19 protein-coding genes are annotated in these 19,712 nt (G+C 72.8%); 6 read left to right on the forward strand and 13 right to left on the reverse strand.

What is annotated here, in order from left to right:
• Positions 1-13: 13 nt before the first annotated feature.
• From ACH4G3_RS02385 to ACH4G3_RS02420, 8 genes are all read right to left on the reverse strand, one after another.
• Entirely contained in the window at positions 14-724 is a 711-nt protein-coding gene (locus tag ACH4G3_RS02385) for a phosphoadenylyl-sulfate reductase (RefSeq protein ID WP_354743344.1), read from the reverse strand.
• The gene (locus tag ACH4G3_RS02390) at positions 721-900 is read right to left on the reverse strand and encodes a hypothetical protein (protein ID WP_150483728.1); all 180 of its coding nucleotides are present in this window, start codon (positions 898-900) and stop codon (positions 721-723) included. Before ACH4G3_RS02390 ends, ACH4G3_RS02385 begins: the two co-directional genes overlap by 4 nt.
• Entirely contained in the window at positions 897-2,594 is a 1,698-nt protein-coding gene (locus ACH4G3_RS02395; RefSeq protein WP_397622676.1) for a nitrite/sulfite reductase, read from the reverse strand. Before ACH4G3_RS02395 ends, ACH4G3_RS02390 begins: the two co-directional genes overlap by 4 nt.
• A gap of 130 nt (positions 2,595-2,724) precedes the next feature.
• A complete protein-coding gene (locus ACH4G3_RS02400; protein ID WP_310887545.1) occupies positions 2,725-2,808 on the reverse strand; it encodes a putative leader peptide in 84 nt (27 codons plus the stop codon).
• 126 nt (positions 2,809-2,934) lie between these two features.
• On the reverse strand, positions 2,935-3,507 hold the full coding sequence (locus ACH4G3_RS02405; protein ID WP_354743350.1) for a GNAT family N-acetyltransferase: 573 nt from the start codon (positions 3,505-3,507) through the stop codon (positions 2,935-2,937).
• 44 nt (positions 3,508-3,551) lie between these two features.
• Complete coding sequence (locus tag ACH4G3_RS02410; protein ID WP_397622677.1) at positions 3,552-4,880, reverse strand: hypothetical protein; 1,329 nt, start codon at positions 4,878-4,880, stop codon at positions 3,552-3,554.
• A gap of 172 nt (positions 4,881-5,052) precedes the next feature.
• The gene (locus ACH4G3_RS02415; RefSeq protein WP_397622678.1) at positions 5,053-6,330 is read right to left on the reverse strand and encodes a GAF domain-containing protein; all 1,278 of its coding nucleotides are present in this window, start codon (positions 6,328-6,330) and stop codon (positions 5,053-5,055) included.
• A gap of 257 nt (positions 6,331-6,587) precedes the next feature.
• Positions 6,588-8,222: an acyl-CoA dehydrogenase family protein gene (locus ACH4G3_RS02420; RefSeq protein WP_397622679.1), complete on the reverse strand. Its 1,635-nt coding sequence runs from the start codon at positions 8,220-8,222 to the stop codon at positions 6,588-6,590.
• 109 nt (positions 8,223-8,331) lie between these two features.
• On the opposite strand from ACH4G3_RS02420, the gene ACH4G3_RS02425 reads away from it, so the two are divergent.
• Positions 8,332-9,486 (forward strand): YihY/virulence factor BrkB family protein, encoded by a 1,155-nt coding sequence (locus tag ACH4G3_RS02425; protein WP_397622680.1) that lies wholly within the window; start codon positions 8,332-8,334, stop codon positions 9,484-9,486.
• Positions 9,487-10,071: 585 nt separating this feature from the next.
• Here ACH4G3_RS02425 and ACH4G3_RS02430 read toward each other — a convergent pair.
• Positions 10,072-10,917 carry a Rossmann-fold NAD(P)-binding domain-containing protein gene (locus ACH4G3_RS02430; RefSeq protein WP_397622681.1) on the reverse strand — a complete coding sequence of 282 codons (846 nt, stop codon included), beginning with the start codon at positions 10,915-10,917 and terminating at the stop codon, positions 10,072-10,074.
• An 81-nt stretch (positions 10,918-10,998) separates the two neighbouring features.
• On the opposite strand from ACH4G3_RS02430, the gene ACH4G3_RS02435 reads away from it, so the two are divergent.
• Together ACH4G3_RS02435 and ACH4G3_RS02440 are read left to right on the forward strand one after the other, a co-directional pair.
• Positions 10,999-11,970 carry an AraC family transcriptional regulator gene (locus ACH4G3_RS02435; RefSeq protein ID WP_397622682.1) on the forward strand — a complete coding sequence of 324 codons (972 nt, stop codon included), beginning with the start codon at positions 10,999-11,001 and terminating at the stop codon, positions 11,968-11,970.
• 109 nt (positions 11,971-12,079) lie between these two features.
• Complete coding sequence (locus ACH4G3_RS02440) at positions 12,080-12,769, forward strand: DUF6597 domain-containing transcriptional factor (RefSeq protein WP_397622683.1); 690 nt, start codon at positions 12,080-12,082, stop codon at positions 12,767-12,769.
• On the opposite strand, the gene ACH4G3_RS02445 is transcribed toward ACH4G3_RS02440, so the two are convergent.
• Positions 12,749-13,153 carry a VOC family protein gene (locus ACH4G3_RS02445; protein WP_397622684.1) on the reverse strand — a complete coding sequence of 135 codons (405 nt, stop codon included), beginning with the start codon at positions 13,151-13,153 and terminating at the stop codon, positions 12,749-12,751. The two genes, ACH4G3_RS02440 and ACH4G3_RS02445, sit on opposite strands and share 21 nt — an antisense overlap.
• Before the next feature lie 113 nt (positions 13,154-13,266).
• On the opposite strand from ACH4G3_RS02445, the gene ACH4G3_RS02450 reads away from it, so the two are divergent.
• Positions 13,267-13,674, forward strand: a complete 408-nt coding sequence (locus tag ACH4G3_RS02450) for an SRPBCC family protein (protein ID WP_397622685.1) — start codon at positions 13,267-13,269, stop codon at positions 13,672-13,674.
• A gap of 340 nt (positions 13,675-14,014) precedes the next feature.
• The gene (locus ACH4G3_RS02455) at positions 14,015-14,554 is read left to right on the forward strand and encodes a peptidoglycan-binding domain-containing protein (RefSeq protein ID WP_397622686.1); all 540 of its coding nucleotides are present in this window, start codon (positions 14,015-14,017) and stop codon (positions 14,552-14,554) included.
• Positions 14,555-14,561: 7 nt separating this feature from the next.
• On the opposite strand, the gene ACH4G3_RS02460 is transcribed toward ACH4G3_RS02455, so the two are convergent.
• On the reverse strand, positions 14,562-14,993 hold the full coding sequence (locus ACH4G3_RS02460) for a helix-turn-helix domain-containing protein (RefSeq protein ID WP_397622687.1): 432 nt from the start codon (positions 14,991-14,993) through the stop codon (positions 14,562-14,564).
• 266 nt (positions 14,994-15,259) lie between these two features.
• Between ACH4G3_RS02460 and ACH4G3_RS02465 the strand changes: the two genes are divergently transcribed.
• A complete protein-coding gene (locus tag ACH4G3_RS02465) occupies positions 15,260-16,762 on the forward strand; it encodes a carboxylesterase/lipase family protein (RefSeq protein WP_397622688.1) in 1,503 nt (500 codons plus the stop codon).
• 87 nt (positions 16,763-16,849) lie between these two features.
• On the opposite strand, the gene ACH4G3_RS02470 is transcribed toward ACH4G3_RS02465, so the two are convergent.
• Together ACH4G3_RS02470 and ACH4G3_RS02475 are read right to left on the reverse strand one after the other, a co-directional pair.
• The gene (locus ACH4G3_RS02470) at positions 16,850-17,893 is read right to left on the reverse strand and encodes a LacI family DNA-binding transcriptional regulator (protein WP_397622689.1); all 1,044 of its coding nucleotides are present in this window, start codon (positions 17,891-17,893) and stop codon (positions 16,850-16,852) included.
• A 203-nt stretch (positions 17,894-18,096) separates the two neighbouring features.
• Positions 18,097-19,695, reverse strand: coding sequence for a glycoside hydrolase family 43 protein (locus tag ACH4G3_RS02475; protein WP_397622690.1), 1,599 nt, complete (start codon positions 19,693-19,695; stop codon positions 18,097-18,099).
• Positions 19,696-19,712: the final 17 nt, after the last annotated feature.

A 19,712-nucleotide genomic window follows, 5' to 3' on the forward strand; every position in this document is an offset into this window, starting at 1 on the left:
ATCCGAGGCGCCGTCATCCGTGCAGCCCGCACTCGGTCTTGCTGCGGCCCGCCCAGCGGCCGGCGCGCGCGTCCTCGCCCTCAAGGACCCGGCGGGTGCAGGGGGCGCAGCCGACGGAGGCGTAGCCGTCCATCAGCAGCGGGTTCGTCAGGACGCCGTGTTCGGTGACGTAGGCGTCCACGTCGTCCTGGGTCCAGCGGGCGATCGGGGAGATCTTGACCTTCTGGCGCTTGTCGTCCCAGCCGACCACCGGGGTGTTCGCCCGGGTCGGGGACTCGTCGCGGCGCAGACCGGTCGCCCAGGCCTGGTAGTCCTTCAGGCCTCGCTCCAGAGGCTCCACCTTGCGCATGGCGCAGCACAGGTCGGGGTTGCGGTCGTGCAGCTTCGGGCCGAACTCCGCGTCCTGCTCGGCGACCGTCCGGCGCGGCGTGAGCGTGATGACGTTGACGTCCATCACGGCGTCGACCGCGTCACGGGTGCCGATGGTCTCCTCGAAGTGGTAGCCGGTGTCGAGGAAGACGACATCGACGCCGGGCATCGCCCGGGAGGCCAGGTGGGCGACGACCGCGTCCTCCATGGAGGACGTCACGCAGAAGCGCTTGCCGAACGTCTCGGCCGCCCACTGGAGGATCTCCAGCGCGGAGGCGTCCTCCAGGTCGCGGCCGGCCTGCTCGGCGAGGGCCTTGAGCTCCTCCGCCGTGCGCTGTTCCTGAACCGTGGTCATATCTTCGCCCCTCCGGTGTCGGATCGCTTCAGTCCCTGGGCCAGCAGCCCGAGGAACTTCAGCTGAAAGGCTCGGTTGCACGCCGCGCATTCCCACGCGCCGTGGCCCTCCTCGTGCGGACGCAGGTCCTCGTCACCGCAGTAGGGGCAGTAGAAGGGGGCCGCACGTTCGCTCACGACAGGGCCTCCTCGCTGGCCCGGGCCGCCCAGGTGGCGAACCGCTCGCCGTCCTCGCGCTCCGCCTGGAACCGCTTCAGGACGCGCTCGACGTAGTCGGGCAGCTCGTCGGCGGTGACCTTCAGGCCGCGCACCTTGCGGCCGAAGCCCGCCTCCAGGCCGAGCGCGCCGCCCAGGTGCACCTGGTAGCCCTCGACCTGCTCGCCCTGGTCGTTGACGACCAGCTGGCCCTTGAGACCGATGTCCGCCACCTGGATACGGGCGCAGGCGTTCGGGCAGCCGTTGAGGTTGATGGTGATCGGCTCGTCGAAGTCCGGCATACGGCGCTCCAGCTCGTCGATGAGCTGCGAGCCGCGCTGCTTGGTCTCGACGATGGCCAGCTTGCAGAACTCGATGCCGGTGCAGGCCATGGTGCCGCGCCGGAACGAGGACGGCCGGGCGGTCAGGTCGAGCGCCTCCAGGCCCTCGACGAGCGACTCGACCTTGTCCTCCTCGACATCGAGGACGATCATCTTCTGCTCGACGGTGGTGCGCACCCGGCCCGAGCCGTGGGCCTCCGCGAGGTCGGCGATCTTCGTGAGCGTCGCGCCGTCCACGCGTCCCACGCGCGGGGCGAAGCCGACGTAGAAGCGGCCGTCCTTCTGCCGGTGCACGCCGATGTGGTCGCGCCACTGCTGGACCGGCTGCTCGGGAGCGGGGCCGTCGACCAGCTTGCGCCTCAGGTACTCGTCCTCGAGGACCTGCCGGAACTTCTCCGCGCCCCAGTCGGCGACGAGGAACTTCAGGCGGGCCCGGGTGCGCAGCCGGCGGTAGCCGTAGTCACGGAAGATCGAGATGACGCCCTCGTAGACGTCCGGGACCTCGTCGCTGGGCACCCAGGCGCCCAGCCGCACGCCCAGCTTGGGGTTGGTGGACAGGCCGCCGCCGACCCACACGTCGAAGCCCGGGCCGTGCTCGGGATGCACGACGCCGACGAACGCGACGTCGTTGATCTCGTGCACGACGTCCAGCACCGGCGAGCCGGAGATGGCCGTCTTGAACTTCCGCGGCAGGTTCGAGTACGCCTTGTTGTTCAGCACCCGGCGCTTCATCTCCTCCAGCGCCTCAGTGCCGTCGATGATCTCGTCCTCGGCGATACCGGCGACGGGCGAGCCGATCATCACGCGCGGGGTGTCGCCGCAGGCGGTGACCGTGGACAGGCCGACGCCCTCCAGCCGGTTCCAGATCTCGGGCACGTCCTCGATCCGGATCCAGTGGTACTGCACGTTCTGCCGGTCGGTGATGTCGGCGGTGCCGCGCGCGAACTCCTGCGAGATCTCGCCGATGACCCTCAGCTGCCGGGTGGTCAGCGCCCCGCCGTCGATGCGGACGCGCAGCATGAAGTACTCGTCGTCCAGCTCCTCCGGCTCCAGGACCGCCGTCTTGCCGCCGTCGATCCCGGGACGGCGCTGGGTGTACAGACCCCACCAGCGCATCCGGCCGCGCAGATCGTTCGGGTCGATCGAGTCGAAGCCCCGCTTGGAGTAGATCGTCTCAATGCGTGTCCGCACATTGAGACCGTCGTCGTCCTTCTTGAACTGCTCGTTGCCGTTGAGCGGGGTGTGGTGCCCCGCGGCCCACTGACCCTCACCGCGGTGACGGCTCACCTTGCGGCGGGGAGTCGCGGCGGCAGGCTTCTGCGGGGTGGCGGCCATGGTTGATACGTCCTTCGGGACAGGCGGGAAAGCGGCTCTGACCTGCGCGTGCGGGCGCATGGGCAGAGGGCGCGTCATTGCGCGGGAAATGCGACGAAAAAGGGGGATGTCGGGCGCTGCGTGAGTGCTCTCAGCGCGCCGGACAGATGGCGCTGGACATGCGGCCGAGGTCGACGTGGCGTCGACTCACCAAGGCAATCCCAGTTCCAGGCATGACGGAAGCGTGTCACGGCGATCTGGACACAGTCCAGCTTCGTCCAAGATTCGGACACTCGTGTCTCGCTATCCAAGACGTGAGTGTCCTTGGTCACATCGGGCCGCCCCGGGGTGTCCGACCAGGTCAGACGGGGAACGCCCCAGGCCACGGTCCCGGAGCGGTCACGTCCGGTTCCTCCTCGACCTTGGTGTCGAACAGTTTGAAGCCGCGGCGCTGGTAGTTGTCCATCGCGTGCTCGCCGTCCTTGCTGCACGTGTGCAGCCAGACCCGCTTCGTCGGCGTCAGTCCCGCCCAGCGGTCCGCGAGGTCCCAGGCCCGGGCCGTGCCGTACGACAGCAGGTGCCCGCCGATGCGCCGACCGCGGAAAGCGGGGATCAGCCCGAAGTAGACGATCTCCACGACCGCGTCGTCCTGCGCCTCCAGCTCCACATAGCCCGCGGGCGTGCCCCGGTCGTACGCCACCCACGTCTCCACGCCGGGCCGCTGAAGGTGCTCGAGCCACCGCGCGTACGACCAGCTCAGCCGGTCCGTCCAGAGGATGTCGCCGCCGACCGAGGCGTACAGGTACCGGCTGAACTCGGGCGAGGGCACCTCGGAGCGGACGACCCGGACGTCCCCGTCCGGCGCGGCGGCCGGCAGCAGGTCGGTCGGGGCGGTCTGCTCCAGGGACCAGGTGGTCACGGCGATGGTGGTCATGCGGGCCAGAAAATCATCTGACCCACTGGTCTGTCGATCGTGGCCTAACGGTCCGCCGATCGGCCCAGGGACCGGTCCACCGACGCCAGCGGCAGCGCGAACAGCATCCGCCCCGACTGGGACCAGAGCTCACCGGTCTCCTCCCAGTAGGACAGGGAACCCGACCGGCCGCTCCAGCAGTGGCGCGTCTCGTCCGTCGCGCACTCCGTCGCCCGCGCGCCCTTCGTGTCCTGGCGCCACAGCGTCCCGTGCCCGCCGGGCGTGCCCGCCGCGCGGTCGAGGTACCAGCCCGAGCGGTACGACAGCACGCCCCGCACGTCGGCCGTCTTCGTCTCGTACGCCTCCACCGGGTCCGCGTGTCCCGAGGAGTCCGTGGCGAGCAGTCCGGACCGGGCCGGGTCCCGGCTCAGCGCGTAGCGCCACAACCGGGTGCGCCGGTCGCCGTCCGCGGGCACCCACTCGCTCGCCACCAGGCTGTCGGGGATGGTGCTGCGGTCGAGGGAGACGGCGGCCGGGTGCGGCACGTCGTCCCCGCCGGGCAGGGCGTACGAGGCGACCGCGGGCAGCACGTACCGGTAGCCGGACGCCGACCAGCCGCCCCGCACCCGGCCGACCGCGCCGGAGTCGACCGTGGCGCGCTGGATGCGGTCCATGTCGTACACGTACAACGCGTCCCGGTCGCTCTCGCGCGTCGTCACCAGCAGCTTGTCCTGGTACCAGACCATGCCCGACAGCGGGGAGACCAGCCCCCGGTAGTCCCGCCCGCCGTCCACCGGGACGGCCAGCAGCGCCCAGGTGTAGCGGAGCCGGTCGGGGTCGTTCGCGTCGACGAAGGCGACCTTGGCCAGGCCCTGCTCGGGGGCCGGGCCGTCCAGGGAGCCGCCCGCGGCGCCGCCGCGGGTCCAGCCGGAGAGGATCACGCGGTTGTGGCCCCAGCGGCCGTCGTCGTCCGCGTCGCCCGAGGTGGTGACCGCGCCGGGCTGCCAGCCGCGGGTGTCGGCACCGTCGAAGCAGTACGCGCGCGTGGCCGCCGGCTCGACCGGCAGGCTGTGCTTGTCGGCGGTCGGGCAGTCGGCCGCGTTCCGCAGCGTGCGGTCGGCGCTGCCCAGCACCGTGCCGGCACCGACGGGCCGGCCCATCAGAGAGGTGAGACGGTCGAGCCACCGCCCGGGCACCCGGTGCTCGGCCAGCGGCAGCCGCCCGGCCGCGGCGGACGCGCCGATCGGCTTCAGGGCTCCGGGCGCGTCGGCGACCGTGGCCTGCGAGGCGCTGATCAGGGTGGCGGCGGCGGTGAGCGCGAGCGCCGTCCCGGCCAGGACCCCACGCAGCGCCCTGCCCCGCCTGCGCCGCCGGTGTCTGCCACGATGCTTCATAACGTCCTCCCGAGGCGGGCCAACTGCGCCTTGTGGTCCGTACGTTGACGGAGGAGCAGGTGGGGTGGCCCGTAGAGGATGCTACGGCAGGTGGGCGGGGCGGGGGGCGAAGACCTTGCAAATATGCGCAAGATGCACCCCTGGGGCGGCCGGACGGCACGTCCCGTGAACCTCAGGGGGCCGGTGCGGAGCCGCGCAGCCTCCCCACCGCCGGTGCCGTCGAGTGCGGCAGCAGGCCGTTCGGGTCGTCCGGGAGGAGCACCTCGACCTCGGCGTCCTCGGCGAAGCGGTACGGCCGGTGTTCCAGGAACGCGCCGAGGTAGCGCCGTACCCGCGACATCTCGGCACGCACCGTCACCGTGCGGGCCGGGTCGCCGAACACGTCGCCGGCCAGGTCCGAGGCGCTGCGGCCGGTGCGGTGAACGGCGAGGAGATACAGCAACTCGGCGTGCCGGGGACTCAGTTCACGGGTCCAGGAGCCCGCGCCGCCGGAGACCGCCACCGTCCAGCCGCGGGCCTGTCTCAGGTCCAGCACGATCCTGGCCGCCCCGCGCGCCGCCGGCTCGTCGGCGGCCGACCGCAGCAGCCAGCCCCCGGCCAGCGGCTCCACCGAGCACAGCCCGAGCACCGGCACCCACCTCGGGCCCGGCGTCAGGGACTTGGGCACGGCCACGCGCCGCGTGTACGGCATCCCGCTGACCGCGGCGGTCCAGCCGTCCCGGTCGACGACCAGGGCACGCCCGTCCAGCCGGGCCAGCACCGGCGCCGCCACCGCGCGCAGCCGCTCCAGCGACTCCAGGTGCCGCTCCCGCAGCCGGGCCTCGGCTAGTTTCGCCACCGAGTCGACCCAGGCGAGCGTCGCCGGATGCATCGTCTCCAGCGGACCGCTCACGTCCACCACGCCGAGCAGCCGGCCGTCCCGCGGATCCGTCAGCGGAGCACCGGCACAGGTCCAGCCGGCCTGGGAACGCACGAAGTGCTCGGAGGCGAAGACCTGTACGGGCCGGCGCACCACCGCCGGGGTGCCCAGACCGTTCGTGCCGACGACGTCCTCACGCCAGTCCGCGCCGAGTTCGAAGCCCAGCCCGTCGGCCTTGCGCAGCACCGGCGCGCTGCCCTCGCGCCACAGCACCCGGCCCTCCTCGTCGGCGACCACCATGATGTGGTGCGCGACGTCCGCGAACCCCAGCAGCCCCTCCCGCAGCACCGGCAGCACATGACGCAGCACCGACGTCTCGCGCCGCCGCTGCACCTCCTCGCGGGACAGCAGATCCGATCGGAAGTCGTGGTCCGGATCGACACCGCTACGCAGCATCCGCTCCCAGGACTGCTCGATCACCCGGCGCGGCGGCACGGGCACGGGCTGCCCGGACAGCCGGGCGGAACGGACCTCGCTGAGCACCCGGGCAGCACGCGTGGTGTCCCCGGCGGCGAGCTGCGTGACATCCATAGGCGTGGGCCCCCCGGAGTCCTTTCCGACTCTCTTCTGACTGTCCGTCTCATAGTGCCGTCTGCCCCCTGACGGACGCGCCCAGTCCGCTCACAGTCACCAGCAAGTTGCAACCCCTTGCAACCCTGGTGGACAGCCCGGCCGTGTCCGAAACTTGAGCGGCGCCGTCCCGAGCGGCGTTCAGTGGCTCGAACGGGCCAGTGCGGCGGGGGTGGTGCCGTGTCGGCGCAGCACCACCTCCGCTTCGGCTGCCCGGATCAGGCCACCGGCCGGGCCCGCTCCACCACCGACGCCAGATCGAGCGTGTGCGGCAGCGTCCCGAACGCCGCACCCCCGTCGCCGCCCAGCCGCGCCGCGCAGAACGCGTCGGCGACCTGCGGTGGCGCGAAACGGACCAGCAGCGACCCCTGGAGCACCAGCGCCAGCCGCTCCGCCAGCCGCCGCGCCCGCCCCTCAACGCCCTCCAGATCGGCGAGTTCGGTCAGCAGGTTCTTGATGGCCCCGTCGAGCCGGTGATCGGCGCCGCGCGCCTGCCCGACCTCCCGCAGATACGCGTCGAGCGCCCCCGGCTCCCGCTGCAACGCCCGCAGCACGTCGAGGGCCTGGACGTTGCCCGCACCCTCCCAGATCGAGTTGAGCGGCGACTCGCGCACCAGCCGGGGCAGCCCGGACTCCTCCACGTAGCCGTTGCCGCCGAGGCACTCGGCCGCCTCCACCGCCACCGGCGGGCACCGTTTGGTCACCCAGTACTTGGCCGCCGGCACCGCGATCCGCAGCAGTGCCCGCTCCTGCTCGCCGCCGTCGTCGCAGGCCGCAGCGAGCCGCAGCGCCAGCGTCGTCGCCGCCTCCGACTCCAGGGCGAGGTCGGCGAGGACGTTGCGCATCAGCGGCTTGTCGGCGAGCTTCCCGCCGAACGCCTCCCGGTACGTGCAGTGGTGCACCGCCTGCGCCACGGCCTGCCGCATCAGCCCCGCCGAGCCCAGCACACAGTCGAGCCGGGTCGCCGCCACCATCTCGATGATGGTGCGCACCCCGCGCCCCTCCTCGCCGACCCTGCGCGCCCATGTCCCGTCGAACTCCACCTCGGCCGAGGCGTTCGACCGGTTGCCGAGCTTGTCCTTGAGCCGCTGGAGCAGGAACACGTTGCGCGTGCCGTCCGCCAGCACCCGTGGCACCAGGAAGCAGGTGAGCCCGCCCGGCGCCTGCGCCAGCACCAGGAAACCGTCGGACATCGGCGCCGAGCAGAACCACTTGTGCCCGGTCAGTTCGTACGTCCCGTCCTCGGCGAGCGGCCGCGCGGACGTCGTGCCCGCCCGTACGTCGCTGCCGCCCTGCTTCTCCGTCATGCCCATTCCGAACAGCGCCCCTGCCTTGAGGCGCGCGGGCCTGAGCTCACGGTCGTAGACCATGGACGTCAGCCGCGGCTCCCACTCGGCGGCCAGGGCCGGGTCGGTGCGCAGGGCGGGCACCGCCGCGTGCGTCATCGACAGCGGGCAGCCGTTGCCGGCCTCGGCCTGCGTCCACACCAGGAAGGCGGCGGCCCGCCGCAGATGCCCGGCCGGCCGGTCCCACGCCGCGGTCAGACCGGCCGCGACGCCCTTGCCGAGCAGCCGGTGCCAGGACGGGTGGAACTCGACCTCGTCGATCCGGTGCCCGTACCGGTCGTGGGTGCGCAGCCGGGGCGGGTTCTCGTTGGCCTGCGCCCCCCACTCCTGCACCTGGGCCGAGCCGGCGGACCGCCCGAGCGCCGAGAGCTCGCCGAGCACCTCGTCGCGCGGGCCGGGATCCAGATGCCGTTCGACCGCCGCCGTGAGGGCCCGGTCGGCCGAGAAGACGTCGTACCCGACCAGCGGCGGGACCTGGTTGTTCACGGAGTGGGTGCTGCCAGCCATGGTGCGAAAGTACCCCGGGGCGGCACCTTGGTCACCCGGCGGCGGGGGCCGGATGCCGCAGACCAACCTGTGGGTGAGTACGGTCAGGCGCGGCGGATACCGTTAGGGGGTGCAGCCAGCAAGTGAAACCCCCGACACACCCTCCGGGCGCCTCCACCGGGCGCGTGCTCTCTACCGGAACGTCTCCAAGCGCAGGACCGCCTGGCTGTTGCTCAAGGACACCGTCAACTCCTGCATCGAGTACCGCATCCTGGGCCTGGCGGCGGAGGCCGCGTTCTTCACGCTGCTGTCGGTGCCGCCGCTGCTGCTCAGCATGATCGGACTGCTCGGCTACGTCGACGCCTGGACCGGCGCCGACACCATCGAGAGCCTCCAGGCCAACATCCTGGAGGCCGCCCGCACGGTGCTGTCCGACCGGGGCGTGCGGCAGATCGCCGAGCCGATCCTGCACGACGTGATGAAGGGCGGCCGGCCCGACGTCATCTCCATCGGCTTCCTGTTCGCCCTGTGGTCCGGCTCCCGCGCCGTGAACGTCTTCATAGACACCATCACCGTCATGTACGGCCTCGACGGCGTCCGGGGCATCGTGAAGACCCGCCTGATGGCCTTCGCGCTGTTCATCGTCGCCCTGCTGATCGGCTCGATCGCGCTGCCGCTGATGGTGGCCGGGCCGGACGCGGTCGTACGGATCGTGCCGTGGTCGACCACGGTCGTACAGGTCCTCTACTGGCCGGTCGTCATCCTCCTGTCGATCGCCTTCCTGACCACGCTCTACCACGTGTCCGTCCCCGTCCGCTCCCCGTGGATCGAGGACGTGCCCGGCGCGCTCGTCGCCCTCGGCATGTGGGTCCTCGGCAGCTTCCTGCTGCGGATCTACCTGACCAGCACGGTCGAGGGCCCGACGATCTACGGCTCCCTGGCCGCGCCCGTCGCCGTGCTGCTGTGGATCGGTGTGTCCGCGTTCGCCGTGCTCGTCGGGGCCGCCGTCAACGCCGCCATCGACCGGGTCTGGCCGGCCGCCGCGACGGCCGCGGCCCGCGAGGCCAACGAACGCCTGCGGCAGGCGCAGGTCGCCGAGTACGTCGCCCGCGCCGCCGCCGCGGGAGAGTCCGACCCCGACATGCCCTCCGAGTTCCCGGAACGCTGGTCCCGCTTCCTCCCCCCGGAGGACGTCACGGCCCGCCTGCGGACCCACGTGAAGAGCACCCACACGAAGGGCCCCGGCCACTCCAACGGGGAGCCACCACCGCCCGCCGACAAGTAATCGGCCTGCGTATCGCCGCATCGCCGCCGGGGCGGGCGGGTCCGGCCTGCTCGCAATGCGCCCTGCCTGCCCTGCGGGCGGCTGGCCGTCGTCGCGGCTTCCGGTGTCCGGCGGCTGGATGTCGGTGGGCGACGTGCCGTCACTCGGCTTCTGGGTCGCGTAACGGGCACGCGTTCGGCCCCGCCCGACGGGACTGTGGCTGCCGCGTCGCCGCCGGGGTGGCTTCGGGCGTGGCCTGCTCGCGATGTGCCCTGCCTGCTCTGCGGGCGGGTGGTCGTCGTCGCGGCTTCCGGTGTCCGGCGGCCGGCGGCTGGCGCTGGATGTCGGTGGGCGACGTGTCGTCGCTCATCCCTGGCCCGGCCCGCCGCCCGGCGTCTGGCTGTCACTCGCCCTGTTGGGGTCCGGCCTGGCCGTGGCCCGTGCCGGCAGGCGGCCCGGCGGCGTCGCCTCGTTCGGGTCCTGGCCTGGCCGGGGCCTCGGGTGTCGTTCGGCGGGCGGGTCGCCGTCGGCAAGACTTCCGGGGTCCCGCGTGCTCGTCGGCAGGCGACGCACCGTCACGTGTCTCCGGGGCCCGGCCCGTCGTCGTCACGCCTGCCATGTTCCCGCCGCCGTCTCCTCCCGTACGAAGGCCGCGAAGTCCCTGGGCGCGCGGTCCAGGACCTCCCGTACGCCGTCCGAGACGTGTGCGTTGCGGCCGTCGAGGAGGGTGTCGAAGATTCCGGTCAGGGCCGTGACCTCCTGCGGCGGGACGCCGAAGCCGAGCAGGATCTCGCCGTACTCCTGTGTCGACACCGCCCGGTAGGCGAGTGGGCGGCCCGTCGACTCGGCGATTTCCGCGACCGCCTCACCGAAGGTGAGCAGACGTGGCCCGGAGAGGGTGACCGTCCGGGCCACGTACCGGTCGCCGGACGTCAGGGCGGTCACCGTCACGTCCGCGATGTCCCGCACGTCGAGGAACGGCTCCCGCACCCCGTCGGCCGGGAACACCAGCTCCCCGCGCTCCCGCAGCTCCGCCACCAACGGTCCCTCGCTGAAGTTCTGCGCGAACCACGCGGCCCGCAGGACCGTCCACTGCGCCCCCGACGCGTGCAGCGCCTCCTCGGTCGGCAGGGCCTGATCCTCGCCGCGCCCGGACAGCAGCACCAGCCGCCGCACCCCGAGCCCGACCGCCTCCCGCGCGAGGTCCCCGACCGCCTCGGCGGCGCCCGGCGCGCCGACGTCCGAGGGGTACGCGAGGTAGGCCGCATCGGCGCCGCGCAGGGCGTCCGCCCAGGTCGAGCGGTCCCACCAGTCGAAACCGGTCGCCCGCGACGCCGCCCGTACCGTGAGCCCGGCCGCCTTCGCCGCCCGTGCCACCCGGCTGCCCGTACGGCCAGAGGCGCCCGTCACCACAACTGTCATTCCCTGTGTGTCCCGCGTCGTGTTCGTCATGCCGTCGAGTCAACTGCCGTACACCGCACGGAACCATCGCTGAACGGCTCATTCCCATACGCCCGCGTCTAGGCTGATCCCATGGACGCGCCCCCACGCTCGAACACGCTCACGCGGGGGGACCCCCTTGCAGGGTTGCTGGAGGGCCCGCGCGCCAGGGGCGCGTTCATGATCAGGGCGTGCTTCGACCCGCCGTGGGCGGTACGCGTGGAGGACCGGGCGCCGCTCACCGTGATGCTCGTCGTGCGCGGCGAGGCCTGGGTCCTGCCCGACCGGGGCGAGCGGACCCTGCTACGGGCCGGGGACCTCGCCATCGCCCGCGGCCCGCACCCGTACACCTGCGCGGACGCCCCCGGTACGGCACCGCAGGCCCTGATCCTGCCCGGCCAGGAGTGCCGCTACCCGGACGGACGCCCCCTCAACGGCTCCATGGACCTGGGCGTGCGCACCTGGGGCGACCGGCTCGACGGGTCCACGGTGATGCTGATCGGCACGTACCCGATGCAGGGCGAGATCAGCGGCCGGCTGCTGGACGCGCTGCCGCCGCTGCTCGCCCTCACGTCCGACGTGTGGGACTGCCCGCTCACGCCGTTCGTCTCCGAGGAGATCGTGCGGGACGAGCCCGGCCAGGAGGTCGTCCTGGACCGGCTGCTGGACCTGCTGGTCATCGCCGCGCTGCGCGCGTGGTTCGCCCGCCCCGAGGCGGAGGCCCCCGCCTGGTACCGGGCCCTGGCCGACCCGGTGGTCGGCGGCGTCCTGCGCCTGCTCCAGGACGACCCCGCCCACCCGTGGACCGTTGCCGCGCTCGCCGCCAAGGCCGGGGTGTCCCGCGCCGCACTCGCCCGCCGCTTCACCGCCCTGGTCGGCGAGCCTCCGATGGCGTACCTCACCGGCTGGCGCCTCGCCCTCGCCGCCGACCGTCTGCGCGACTCCGAGGACACGCTCGACGCGGTGGCCCGCCGGGTGGGGTACGGCAGCGCGTTCGCCTTGTCGACGGCGTTCAAGCGGGTGTACGGGTTGAGCCCGGTGGAGTACCGGGGCCGGGTGGGATAGCGGCCGGGAGCCACGGTGCCCTGGCCGGGCGCCCTGGTCAGCGGTGGTGGGGCAGCCCGGCCCGGGACGCTCGCGGCAGCCTCGCGGCCGGCGGCGTAGCCTGGCCTACGTGTACGTGGAGCGGGCGTCACGGCTGTCGGGAGCGGTCGTGTGGAGCAATGCCCCGGAGCGGGACGGGGCGGCGCGTGTGCTGCCCGACGGGTGCATGGACCTGCTGTGGCACGAGGGGCGGCTGCTGGTCGCGGGGCCCGACACGCACGCGTACCTCACCGACGGCGAGACCGGTACCTGGGCCGGCGTCCGCTTCTACCCGGGCACGGCCCCGGCCCTGCTCGGCGTACCGGCGCACGAGCTGCGCGACCGCCGCGTCGAGCTCGCGGATCTGTGGCGGGCCTCGGAGGTACGGCGACTGGCGGCACGGGTGAACGCCGCCGCCGACCCGGCGAGCGGACTCGAGGACCTCGCCCTGCGGCAGGCGGCCGGTGCCGACCCGCCGGACCCGCTGCTGCGGCAGGTCGTGACCGCCCTCGGCGCGGGCCGGCCCGTCGCCGCGACCGCCGACGAACTCGGCCTGGGGGCACGCCAGTTGCACCGCCGTTCGCTGACCGCGTTCGGCTACGGACCCAAGACCCTGGCCCGGATCCTGCGGCTGCGCCGCGCCCTCGCGCTGGCCCGTCGCGGTGTGCCCTTCGCGGACACGGCCGCCCGGGCCGGTTACGCCGACCAGGCCCATCTCGCCCGGGACGTCAGAGAGCTGGCGGGCCTGCCGCTGGGGGAGCTACTCGCCCGTCGCGGCTAGCGGAGCGAACAGGTCCACCCCGTTGCCGTCCGGGTCGAGCACGACGGCGTACCGCTGCCCCCAGAAGGCGTCCCAGGGCTTCAGCTCACCCTGGCACCCGGCGCTCACCAACTCCGCGTACAGCGCGTCCACTTCCTCCGGCCCGTCACACCGCAGGGCCAGCGAGGTCCGGCCGCCGTCCGTCGGCGGCCGCCACTCGGGCAGGAAGGAGCGGACCGTCTCCTCGGTGTCGAGCATCAGCCGCAGTCCGCCGGGCAGCCCGGCCTCGGAGTGCGGCTGGTTCTCGGCGCCCTCCGGGAAGGCGAAGCCGAGCCGGCGGTAGAAGGCTACGGAGGCGGCCATGTCGGAGACGACCAGGCCGATGGCATCGAATCGTGCAGTCATGGGCCCACCGTAGGCAGGCCCGCGGCGCTCGGTCTTGAAGGAATCGGACACCCCTCGCGCGGCGTCCGATCCGTTCAAGACGGCCCCCCGGGCAGGCCCGTAACGTCGCCGCCATGACGACCACGACACGGCATTCAAGGCACCTCGGCATCTCCATCGACCGGCCCGCCCGGGAGGTCTACGACTACGTCTCGGACCCCGCCAACGTCCCCGGCTGGGCTCCCGGACTGGCCCGTTCCATCGAGCTCGTGGACGGCCGGTGGGTGGGGGAGTCGCCCCTGGGGCGGGTCGTGGTGGACTTCACGCCCAGGAACGACTTCGGCGTGCTCGACCACGACGTCACACTGCCCTCGGGGGAGACCGTCCACAACCCGATGCGGGTGCTCACCGACGGCCCCGGGTGCGAGGTGGTCTTCACCCTGCGCCGCCGGCCCTGGATGCGCGACGAGGACTTCCACCGCGACGCGGAGGCGGTGACCGCCGACCTCACCGCCCTCAAGCGGCTGATGGAACAGACTTAGGCCGTCCCGTGGTGGATCGTGCCGTCCCCCATCCGGCAGGCGCCGGGCGTCGTGCCGCGTGGCCATCGGGGCGCCGCCCCAACCGCGGCGTGCGACCGCGGCAGACGCCTGCAACGGCGGTCCCGGAAGGATCCGTCCCGCCCCGGCCCATTCGGGTCCCGTGCGTCCCACCCTCCGCCGGGACGCCGCCGCCCCGCTCGTGAACCGTCCCTGGGCGGTCCGCGTACGGCGGGAAAGCTCGCTCCGGCCGCCCCCGGCCCGTGAGGCTGTGCCGTGCCAGATGAGACGAGCCGCCCCAGGGGGAACCCACGGGTGACGGCGGTTCGGAAAGGAAGACCGCATGAGCATGCGCAATCGGGCCATGGCGATGGTGACAGCCGTACTGCTGGGGGCCGGTGGCACCGGAATCGCCCTCGCGCCGGCCGCGGGCGCCGCACCCGCTTACTTCGGAATCGACGGCGGTGGTGCCGTCGGCAACGACTGGGAGGACGAGGAGAACCTCGGCGTCGAGGCCTACGCCAGGGGCAACGCCATCGCCCTGTGGGAGACCGTCCTGTGGGCGGACGGCGCCCAGTGGGAGGACGACGAGGGGGAGTGGCGGCCCTTCAAGAAGAGCCAGATCGACGGCTCGTTCGGGCCGGAGACGGAGTCGGCCACGCAGTGGTGGCAGAGCCGGCACAACCTGCCGGAGACCGACGGTGTCGTCGTCAGCGAGAGCTGGGACTTCGCCCAGACCCGGCTGCAGAGCCACCCGGGGAACATCGTCCAGTACAAGGGCGACACGCGGAACGTCAACTTCAAGCGCGTGAGCGGCAAGTACCAGGTGAAGCTGAAGAACGTCGGGCCCTGGAAGAACGCCCACTACCGCAGCCTCGGCTGACCTGCCCTCACCCGCTCCTGGCCGGCAGCACCCACAGCAGCCCGGCCAGCAGCACCACGATGACCGCGAAGGAGACCAACGCCGCCGCCCGCCACCGCCGGTACTCGGCGCCGGGCGGCGGCATCGCCGCGTCCACCGCCTGCCCGGCCGGGGCCACCGGCACCGCCGCGCCGTGCGGCCACGTCTGGTCCGCCAGGTCCCACAGCGCCAGCAGCCGCGCCTGGTCCGCCCCCGCCACCCGGCACAGCGCCTGCACCGCGCCCCTCGGCGGCTGCTTGGCCCCGCTGAGATACCGCTGCCACGACGACTTGCTGTACGCCGTCCGCCGCGCCAGCTCGGCCAGGCTCAGACCCGTGCGGTCCTTCAGGGCCCGCAGTTGCGCGACCAGATGCCGTGCCTCCCTCGGCAGTGCGTCCGGAAGCGGCCGCCAGCGTGTCATGGTCGTCCCCCAACTGCCCGCCGCCGCCCCGCCCCGGGCAACGGCCCCTCCCCACCGCATCGTTCGACGCCGACCGGTTCCGGCCAGTTCCCCACCGCGACAGGCGCGCGGCGCGCGTAGGGGTGTGCGGCTGCCGACCGGGCGACCGTCACACGCGCCTACCGGGCGTCAATCATCATGATCTTGGTGCTGGTCGGGTGCCGCCCAATGCAAAGCTGAACCTCAGCTCCCTGGCGATCCGGCGTGTGATGAGAGGCATTGTTCCGATGGACATCTTCAGGACGGAGAACGGTGCGGTCCAAGGTTTTCGGGCTTCCGCCGAAGTCGTCGCCGTCCTCGGCATCCCCTATGCCGCCCCGCCGTTCGGCGCCAATCGGTTCCGGGAACCCTGCCCGGCGCCGGCGTGGAGCGGAGTGCGGGACTGCACGGCCTTCGGCCCGGTCGCTCCGCAGTCGGCAGAGCTGCCGGGCGCACCCGTGTGGTCGCCCGACGATGAGGACATCCTCACCGTCAACATATGGACCCCAGCCCCCGAGGGCGGCCGTCTGCCCGTCCTGGTCTGGATCCACGGCGGTGCCTACACCTTCGGGTCCTCAGCCCAACCCGATTTCGACGGGACCTGCCTGGCCGGCGCCGGTCTGGTCGTGGTCACCCTCAACTACCGGCTCGGTTTCGAAGGTTTCGGCCACGTCCCCGCCGTCGAAGCGACCGCCTATCCGGACAACCGGGGTCTGCTCGACCAGATCGCGGCCCTGCGCTGGGTTCGTGAGAACATCGCGGCCTTCGGTGGCGATCCTGGCAACGTCACGGTCGCCGGCCAGTCTTCAGGAGCCGCTTCGGTTGCCTGCCTGATGGTGATGGACCGCGCCCGCGGCCTGTTCCACCGTGCCATCGCTCACAGCCCCGCCAGCCCTTGTTACACGCTCGACATCGCCGCGGCGACCACCCGTGAGATCGCTGCGGCAGCCAGCTGCCCCGCCACACCCGAGGGCCTGACATCCGCGACTCCGCAGGCCCTGGTCATCGCCTCCGACAAGGTGGTCGACGCCTACCGGCGTGACCCGGCCTCCGGATCCCGCCACTACGACCCCGCCCTCTACGCCCCCGTCCTCGACGGTGCCGTACTGCCCACCGACCCCCTCACGGGGATGGCATCCGGTGCGGCCCGGGACGTGGACCTGCTGGTCTGCCACACGACTGAGGAGTACTGGCTGCTCGATGCCGTCGGCAGCAGCGCGAAGGTCACCACCGATGAGCAGCTGGCTCTCTTCGCCGAGGACTTCAACCTCCCTGACGGTCTGGTGGCCGGCTATCGCGCTGCGATGCCCCATGCCCCGGTGCTTGATGTCTACCTCGCCGTTTTCGGGGATCTCCTGTTCGGCGAGTACAGCAACCGACTCGTGGAGCTTCACGCCCGAGCCGGCGGCCGGGCGTTCCTGTCGCGTTTCGACCGTCGGCGCACCGGCCCGAACGGGGCCGTGCGTGCCTGGCACTGTGCGGACATCCCCTTCGCCTTCGGCAACCTCGACACCGACTGCCTGGCATTCCTCATCGGCGGCGCACCCACACCTGCGGACCACGCACTGGCACGCCGCATGGTGCGCGCGTGGGCCGATTTCGCCGCCACCGGGAACCCGGGCTGGCCATCGGTCGACAACGCCACCGCCCAGGCCAGGATTTGGAGCACTGAGGACGCCCCCGCCGATGACACGGCCGCCGCCATCCGAGCCCTCTGGGTCAAGGCCGACTTTCCCGTTCGGTGTCCGTGAACTGGGGTCGTGGAGGGTGGCCGGGTCGGTGATCGTGCGCGAGTCGCGCGTCATGACCGGGCCGTCCTTGGCCACTGTGCACCGCCGCTACCCGCGCGGCGCCGCCGTGCTCGCCCGTTCCACCAGTCGCGTCGACAGCTCCGTCCGCGTGCTCTCCGGGTGGTGGCCGTCCATCAGGCGCAGCAGCGACCGCAGGGCCGTCGCGGCCATCTCGGACAGCGGCTGGCGGACCGTGGTCAGCGCGGGGGAGGCCCAGCGCGCCTCGGGCAGGTCGTCGAAGCCGACCACGCTGACGTCGTCCGGGACCCTCAACCCCCGCTCGGCCAGCGCCTCGTACACCCCGAGCGCCATCCCGTCCGAGCAGACGAAGACGGCCGTCGGCGGCTCGGGCAGGTCGAGCAGTTCCAGCATGCGGCGGCGGGCGAGGCTCTCGTCGAACCCGGCGTGCCGGACGTACTCGGCACGGTGCCGGAGCCCGGCCGACGCGAGCGCCGAGCGGTAACCGGCGACCCGGGCGCTGCTGCACATCGTGCGCCGGTGACCGGCGATGACGGCGATGCGCTCGTGGCCCAGGGACAGCAGATGCTCCGTGGCCGTCAGACCGCCCTGCCAGTTCGCCGCGCCCACCGACGCGACACCCTCCGGCGGTTCCTGGACCGGGTCGATCATCACGAACGGGATGCGGTGCTGCTCCAGCCAGGCGTACTGGGAATCGCTCAGTTCGGCGAGGTTGAACAGGACCCCGGAGGAGCCCCGGGCGACGAGTTTGTCCAGCCAGCCGCGCTCCGGACGGCCGGCCCGGGTGCGGGTCAGGGCCGCCGACACCACGACCTCCAGGCCCGCGTCGTGCGCTGCCTCCTCCACCCCGTGCAGCACCGCGCCCGACCAGGAGCTCTCCAGCGAGTGCACGACCAGGTCGACCAGCCGGGGTGCCTTCGACGCGTCGAACCGGGGTCTGCGCACATAGCCGAGCCGGTCGAGTGCCTCGGTGACGCGGCGGCGCGTCTCGGGCGCCACGTCCTCCCGGCCGTTGACCACCTTCGACGCGGTCGGCACGGACACCCCCGCCTCGCGGGCCACGACCGCCAGCGTCGGACCTGCCGCCACGCTCGCACTCGCCGTACGGACCATCGGGAACCCCACCTCTCCGGCCCGCCCGAGGGCCGTGGAAAGTTTCGACCAGCGCTGCTCACGGCGGTCCGGAGTCCGACCGGGCAGAAAGCGCTTCCTACTGTAGGTGCGGCGCAGGACGGCGGGAAGACAACTGAAATCATCGGTTCTCGCCGGTCAAAACTTTCGAAACCCCGAACAACGCGATCAGTCGGGTCTGCAGGTCAGCCGGAACAGGTCAGCCGGAACCCCGTGAAGTCCGCCGTGAACGCCGCGTCGACGAGGTCCCGGGCGTGGATGCCCGCCATCGCACCGGTGAAGCGCAGCCGCGAACCGTGGTCGTCGGAGAGCCGGCCGAAGTCCAGGGCCGGGCCGATCGCCGTCCGCACCCCGTCCCGGACGTACCAGAAGCGCGCCTCGGCCCCCTCGATCGTCACCCCCAGCGTCACGGGCGCCGTCACCGGCACCTCCACGACCGCGACCTGCCGGGTGCCCTGCTCCTCACGCTCCACGAGGCTGAGCACCGTACGGCCCCCCGCACCGGGCGTTCCCCGCCACTGCTGTCCGCGCTGCGGCTCGCCCTCGGGTTCCGCCCAGGTCAGGTCCAGGCTGAGGTACGCCTCGGGGTTGTACCAGAGCACCAGCCCGGCGGCCTGGGTGAAGGTGACCGGCCGCGCCTCGACGGTGACCTCGGCCTGAGCGTGGTGCTCGGTGACGCGCTGCGCCAGCAGGCTGCTCGCCCAGCGGGACTCCGGCCCGTGCCGGCCGCGCAGCCGGATCCAGCCGGGCCGGGACGTCGTGTCGGCCCAGGACGGGTCCGGCGGCTCGCGCAGGGAGCTCCACGGCCAGGACAGACCCCCGGACGGGGCAGCGGGGGGCAGCGGGTGCGGCCGCGTCGGTACGTCGACCTCCACCTCCGGGTGCCAGCCGCCTTGCCGCAGCCGGGGCCAGCCCTCGGCGTCCCAGGTCACCGCCTGGATCGCGGTCTCCCGGCCGAGCGGGCAGCGGCGGCCCTGCGGCGTGTGCAGCGGACGCGCCGTCAGATGACTGAGGAGCCACTGCCCGTCCGGCGTCTCGACCAGCTCGCCGTGCCCGGCCTTCTGCAACGGCACCTCCGGGTCGTCCCGGGTGGTCAGCAAGGGCCGTTCGTCGAGTTCGTACGGCCCGGTCAGCTCCCGGGCGCGGGCCACCCGCACCCCGTGCTCCCAGCCCGTGCCGCCCTCCGCGAGCACCAGGTAGTACCAGCCGGCCCGCCGCAGCAGCTTCGGCCCCTCGATCAGCCGGTCGTGCTGGAGCAGCAGACGCGTCGGCCCGACGGGCGCCAGGGTGTCCCGGTCCAGCTCCGTGACGACGATCCCGGCGAACCTCCGGCCGCCCGGCCGGTGGTCGTTCTGGAGGTTCAGCAGCCACAGCCTGCCGTCCTCGTGGAACAGCGCCGGGTCGAAGCCGTGGCTCGCGACCCGGCGCGGCGTGCTCCACGGGCCGCTCACGTCGGTGGCCGTCGAAACGTAGGTGTCCAGGTCGAAGTACGGCGTGCCGACCGAGCGCACGACGGTGTACGTCACCCAGAACCGTTCCCCGTCCCAGCTCAGCGACGGCGCCCAGACGCCCCCGGAGTCGGGCACCCCGGCCAGCGAACCGCCGGGGGCCGCGCCCCGGACGTGACCCGCGTACTCCCAGTGGGCCAGGTCGCGGGAACGGTGGACCGGGATCGTCGGGAACCACTCGAAGGAGCTGGTCGCCACGTAGTACCAGTCGCCGACCCGGATCAGGGAGGGGTCGGGGGCGAAGCCGCGGAGGACGGGGTTGTGCAGGACGGTCACGCGAGGGCTCCGGGAGG

The organism is Streptomyces afghaniensis, assembly GCF_044327915.1.
GTDB lineage: Bacteria > Actinomycetota > Actinomycetes > Streptomycetales > Streptomycetaceae > Streptomyces > Streptomyces afghaniensis.